5 protein-coding genes and 3 pseudogenes are annotated in these 5,687 nt (G+C 41.2%); 4 read left to right on the forward strand and 4 right to left on the reverse strand.

Annotation, left to right across the window (positions count from 1 at the left end):
* Nucleotides 1-874, reverse strand: an 874-nt coding sequence (locus tag METMK1DRAFT_RS07685) for an ISH3 family transposase (RefSeq protein ID WP_048087850.1), incomplete at its 3' end; no start/stop codon positions are given.
* A 146-nt stretch (nt 875-1,020) separates the two neighbouring features.
* On the opposite strand from METMK1DRAFT_RS07685, the pseudogene METMK1DRAFT_RS16425 reads away from it, so the two are divergent.
* A pseudogene (locus tag METMK1DRAFT_RS16425) lies at nt 1,021-1,897 on the forward strand (transposase); the annotation flags it as partial.
* Nucleotides 1,898-2,032: 135 nt separating this feature from the next.
* Nucleotides 2,033-2,278 (forward strand): annotated as a pseudogene (locus tag METMK1DRAFT_RS19045) (transposase family protein); the annotation flags it as partial.
* Between the two features lie 35 nt (nt 2,279-2,313).
* Here METMK1DRAFT_RS19045 and METMK1DRAFT_RS17640 read toward each other — a convergent pair.
* The 3 genes and pseudogenes from METMK1DRAFT_RS17640 to METMK1DRAFT_RS07705 form a co-directional block, all read right to left on the reverse strand.
* Nucleotides 2,314-2,406 (reverse strand): annotated as a pseudogene (locus METMK1DRAFT_RS17640) (IS1 family transposase); the annotation flags it as partial.
* Nucleotides 2,407-3,038: 632 nt separating this feature from the next.
* Nucleotides 3,039-3,371, reverse strand: coding sequence for a hypothetical protein (locus tag METMK1DRAFT_RS07700; RefSeq protein WP_245544598.1), 333 nt, complete (start codon nt 3,369-3,371; stop codon nt 3,039-3,041).
* A gap of 125 nt (nt 3,372-3,496) precedes the next feature.
* Nucleotides 3,497-3,955: a hypothetical protein gene (locus METMK1DRAFT_RS07705; protein WP_009072582.1), complete on the reverse strand. Its 459-nt coding sequence runs from the start codon at nt 3,953-3,955 to the stop codon at nt 3,497-3,499.
* 459 nt (nt 3,956-4,414) lie between these two features.
* Between METMK1DRAFT_RS07705 and METMK1DRAFT_RS07715 the strand changes: the two genes are divergently transcribed.
* Both METMK1DRAFT_RS07715 and METMK1DRAFT_RS07720 read left to right on the forward strand, forming a co-directional pair.
* On the forward strand, nt 4,415-4,981 hold the full coding sequence (locus tag METMK1DRAFT_RS07715) for a hypothetical protein (protein ID WP_009072585.1): 567 nt from the start codon (nt 4,415-4,417) through the stop codon (nt 4,979-4,981).
* Nucleotides 4,982-5,001: 20 nt separating this feature from the next.
* Nucleotides 5,002-5,370 carry a hypothetical protein gene (locus tag METMK1DRAFT_RS07720; RefSeq protein ID WP_009072587.1) on the forward strand — a complete coding sequence of 123 codons (369 nt, stop codon included), beginning with the start codon at nt 5,002-5,004 and terminating at the stop codon, nt 5,368-5,370.
* Nucleotides 5,371-5,687 lie beyond the last annotated feature (317 nt).

The raw sequence follows: 5,687 nt of genomic DNA on the forward strand, positions 1-5,687 counted from the left end.
TCAACGTGCGGAAGACGAACTTGGTGGAACTGGTGAATGGGAGAAAAGCCTTAACGTTCCGGTAAGAGGTCTCTATGGGACCCCTCACCTTGTTGTACAACTTCAACACCTCCCCCTTCGGTAGGTCGAGGTTCGTAGCCCTAGCGAAGTAAACGAGAGTCCTCTTCTTTCTCCTGACCTTCTCCTTGCTGTACACGAGGAGCCTGAACTTGACCTGCTCGTCCCTCCTGTGCCTCTTACTGTTCGTCTCGTACTCGCCGTCAAACTCCTGGTAGACCTTCACGTCCCCAACAGGAACTCCGATTATGTACTTGAACTGCGAAACGAAGTTGAGCACATCTACAGTGCAGAAACCATCGTCGAGAGTGATCAACCTTATCTTGAACCCCATGGCGACGACTTGCTCCACGAGGGCCTTCACGACCTCTTCCTTGGTCATCCCGTTCACTTGAGTGATGAAAGCTAGTAGGAGCACTTTCCCATCTTTAGTCGTCGTAGTTGCGTAGTTCCAAGAGTTTCCCTCCTCCGAACTCCCGAGCCCCTCCACCGGTCTCCCGTACCACGTCTTGGTCGTCCAGTCTGTTGAGACGTCTATCTCCTTGACTCCCTTCAGTACCTTCAAGGACATCTTCCTGGCGCTTTCCAAGAGTTTCTCAATAACTTCCACCCCTTGCTCCTCCACGTGATTCCTCACGGTCTGTGGGGACACGCCATACGCCCTCGACTTGCTTTCCACCGAATCGTTCCATAAACACGCTGAGATGAGGGTTCTCGCCACCTCTTCCCCTCTCTTTCCCTTGAAGTTCAGCATGGAAAGTAATTTATATCCTATTTGTTGAACGTTGTTTTGGTGAGGGAGTACCGGTGTTACCATCTTGATCTCCCACATGGTAATACCACATCTCCCTCACCTTAAACCTTTCTTCAACTGAATTCTTAATACCCTTATAAATCCTGTTATCTATCGTGAATCGATATTATTCTGTCAGAATTATTTTTCATAATATGATTTTGAGTCTACCGAGGTACGCCAGGGGGAAGGAGGTGAGGAGGAGGGGTTACGCCAGGTACAGGTTCTTGAAGGGGTTCAAGGTCTCCCTCCGGGGGTAGTGTACGGGCTGGAGTAGGTCACGGTGAGCTTACCCGTGATGTACAGGGGAGAGGGTGAGGACGAGGGTGGAGGAGGAGTTGCTCAGGGAGGAGGGGCTGGTGCTCAGGTCCCTCCTCCTGCCCGTGTTGGGAGGGAAGTTGAACGCCAAGCTCTGGACCCAGGAGCTGGAGGTGAGGGGGGACTTCAAGTACGTGGTCGTGGACGGGAAGTACGTGAAGTTGAGGGGAGGGAGGAGGGGGGTCCTCTTAATCGCGTTGGGACTCACTGACCACGGTGTGAGGGCCGTGCTTGATGTGGTCCTGACCAGGGAGGAGGACGTCGTGAGGTACTGGGACCTCCTGGTGAGGCTGTGGAGGAGGTACAACCTCACCCTGGTCGTAGCCGACGGGGCGAAGGCCCTAGACACGGCAATCTCCCGCTCCGGGATCAAGGTCGCGAGGCAGACCTGCCCGGTCCACCTCAAACGGAGGGTGGACAGGAGGGTGAGGGTCTTGCTGGACCTCCTCCTCTCCCTCGCCGTCCCCACCCGTGGCTCTCCCCTCCTCTCCTACCTCCTCGCCCCCAGGGAGCTCTGGCCCCTCCTCAGGTCGAACAACCTGGCCGAGTCCTTCAACTCCCTCCCGGAGAGTTCGGGAAGTGCCACTCCCCCTGGAGGACAGGATCGCCCGGGCCATAGCCATCAACTACAACCTCTCGACCTGTTATCTCATTCTTGTAATAATATTACAGGGTTCCTTATTTCTTCGTGAAATGATCAAATACATTCATAATTCCTCCATTGAATAAGTCCAAATCAACAGAGATATTACAATTCGCAAAGGGGCCCTGAATCGCCCCCTCGCCGTAGTCAACAGTTTTCGATAAACCGTGAAGTTTATATTACTTTAATGGTTAATATGAGTAAAGTCACACCAGACATTGCTTTCCCGAAAGGTCGGCAGGACTTTTCATTGCGTAAGGTATGGGTTCACTCTGGATAGGCAATTGAACGCATCTCTCAACATATACCTCAAGATGTGCGGGTTTCCCCACCTCTTTCTTACTCCCAGTGGGAGTAGGTGGGTTGGGGTTATCCCGCTAAATGGGCGGAGGGGTAACGGGTTTCCCCGTGACCCTGGTGAAGCCCAAGGGTTGAGGATTGATATTAAATACTATGAAATCCTATGAAGCCCAAACCCCTAACTCATATTTGACCTAAACAATTAACCTGGAACTAACCTTCTCTCCCAAAAGACTAAGGCTATGGAATACTTAATCATCTCTAAACTCCTGTTGACAGCCTTAGTAGCCCTCTTAAGGGATCATACACAGTCACCCTAGTAGAGGGAAACATCACTTACTCGTAAGCAGAGTTATCATTTGAAATATTATTAAAGGAAAATTTTTGGATAATCTCATAATAATATAATTAAATAAAAACAACATTTAGAAGTGATCAAAATAACTATACTAAAGTTTTTATATATAATTTATTTACTTCTCATTAGCTTTTGTTATGAAAAGATTAAAGATTATAGAAACTTTTGTAACTAATAATTATCAAGAAAGCTAAGTACATCTTTTGCTGATTCTAAAATTTTTCTTAGTATGTTTTCATCTATTTTAACATTCTGAGTGCGACCTTTATAGGGATGGCTAGTTAATGTTACTTTGGTCGGGTTTAAAGTATAATGGTCTACTGCTACACGATAAACATATAAGAAGTATATTTGCGGATCGAGTCCGCTACTGGCTAAGTCTTGAATAAATTGAGTGTGAGGAAAACTATCATTGTTGTTACCCTTAGCCTTATTCCCTTTACAAATATTTTTTATAGACCAATAGTTAAATAGAGAGAAATACACTGCGCTAATTATTCTCCTTATAAATACCTCATCTAAACTATTGCTCAAAAGACTCTCAAAATAATTTAACAGTTTATGGGGCTTTAACTTATTTGCATTGCTTGGTTGCATACTAATACCACTTTACCTGCAATGTCACCTAGACCTTCTCTATTTAAAGTATCTTTAGTATACTTTGCTAGGTACTTCCATTCTTCCCAATCACAATTGTTTATACGAATTTCTATGAATAATGGTTGCGAGGATTCTACGTCTTCTGTAATACTAATGCTAGAAATATTAATTGGAAATGTATTAATCAGCCATAAGACTATTGATGCTAAACTCCTAAGATCTATAAAATTACTGATCCTGTTCACGCAATCCTTATCAATATAAGTTTTCAATATTTCAAGAGCTTCTTTCTCATCAATCATATTAAAAATACTACGGATAGAATTACTATAGGTCTCAGTAGTAGTGGTTATATTATCTGGAATATACTTAGAGGAAATACTGATTTGTGTTGGCTCCAAGTTAGAGTATATAATGAAATTCTCCGTCATGTTTTCTCACCTATTTTGTGCCAGCTTATCTTTGGGGCCCATCTTAACGCATATAGAGGCCCTTGTTGCATCTTAAATTGAGTATTTTTAGACGCCATTATTGGTTCTATCTCAAGTCTAATTAAATATTCACCAATTTTCGCATCTTTATAAATTACTTCTTCATAAGCTGAGACTTTATCGTCTATTTCCAATTCTATCCAGCCTTCATTAACTTGTTTACCTGGCTCTAGGATAGGTTTATCCTTGACCTCATTTAGGGCCCCTTCAGAAGGATGCACAGATATTCCAACGATATAATTAACATTAAATTCCGCACCAAAAGGCGAAGGTACTTGCGAAGGTATAACGTCCACAATTGCTGCACGCAAAATAATTATACTACCATCACTGACTTTCACATAACCTCTAACTGAGTTCCTAAAACTTAAATTATTTAGTAAAGTGCTCATCATAATCAGCTATCAACAATGTACTATCTACTACAATAATAAAAAGCTATTTCTTAATTTAAACGAGATAGTTCTAGGATAACCTAGAATTTGAAGTTCACTTACCTAACAGCTTCAAAGTTTTTACCCGTGGCGTAACTTATCCTTACTTTTAATTCCGCCGCGGGCACCCCTTGAAGGGATCATACACAGTCACTCATTGGGGCTGGTCGAGGGAAACACCACTACCCTCCCATCCACACTTTTATCACTCCCACCCTCGTGAGCAGTGCCCGTCATCAGTTAGGGAGATCATCAATAAAAACTATTTGTAATACTGTATAAACATAACTTGTCAAAACGATATTTAGAAGTAATTAAAAATAACTATTTCCTCCAAGCTCTCTTAAGCTGAAAGTTAACTATACCGAAGAAAGCAGAAGGAAACAAAATTTTTAATAGTTAACGCTGAGAAGATGAAATATGCAGACTGTCGAATACCCTATCTCAACATACTTACCCAGAGATGTAGTTTACTTTGACGGAAATTCAGCTACTTTGCCTCAAGACTATGTGCTAAAGGAAGGTAATTTAAGGTTGTTCGTTCCCAAAAATAAAATAGAGGACGTAGTCGACGCCCTAAAAGGCTCAAGATTTAGAGAGGAAAAACTGGAATTTTACAAGGGTGAAAAATACTCATTATCAATGAGGATTTATAACATTTGGGAGCTCCACGTTAGGATATACGATGAAGGCTTTATTGACGGACACTTTGAAGTTAGTAGAGACTACTTAGAACATTTACAGTATTACACTATTCCCTCAATTTATGAGGTATTTGATTTTTACAGAACTGCTTATAACAAACTGCACATATTTGACAACGTTGCTAAGAAGTGGATTAAAGAAGTGAGGACACAATATTTAGTAACGTTAGAACCGCCTAAATCCTTAACAGCATGGCAGCCAATAGCAGTAGTTGTAGGAGCTTTAAGTGCAATTGGAATTATAGCTTATGCCCTCTCAAGGCTTGATAAGGGAGAGGATTAGGTGCCTATGTATTGAGATTAATGGGAAATATAACTCAAAGTGACGAAATAATAATTGACGGATATATAGTTAAAGAAAACTTAAAGGAAAAAGTTACGTTAAAAATAGACACTGGTTTTACAGGGTACGATGTTGCAATCCCCAGTAATATTGCACAAAAGCTCAAGCTAAATCCCTCAGGATATGCCAATTTCTCTACTCCTAGTGGTAATATTCCACTTGCTACTGGTAATGATGCCTACTTATGTTTAGGTACTAATAAATATGGAGTTACTTATGTTATCCATTATGGTGCGTATCCTTTAATCTCTAATAGTTTTCTAAAAAAGATATCAGAAATTATAATAATTGATTTTACTAATTATAGTGTCATTATAATACTTAAGTGATTAATTTCTAGTATTTTACGATAGTGTCACTATTAAACTATATATTTTATTCAATATGCTAATCATTGTACTTAGTGAATGCTTTGTGGAGTTCTTCAATTTAGGAACGTATAACTAACTTTTAACTCAACGCAAGATTTAGAATTTATTTTACTTCTTCTAGTCTAAGACCTAAGAAATTTCAACTAATCCACAAAGCAGGTTCTGCAAAATCTTTAAAAAAGAAGAAATACGAATAGCTCATAACTACACGGGCGATTCAGGGCTCCATTGCGATTTCTATTTGTTTCTATAGAATGAAAGTGACTTAATTGATC

The sequence above is a fragment of the Metallosphaera yellowstonensis MK1 genome (assembly GCF_000243315.1).
GTDB lineage: Archaea > Thermoproteota > Thermoprotei_A > Sulfolobales > Sulfolobaceae > Metallosphaera > Metallosphaera yellowstonensis.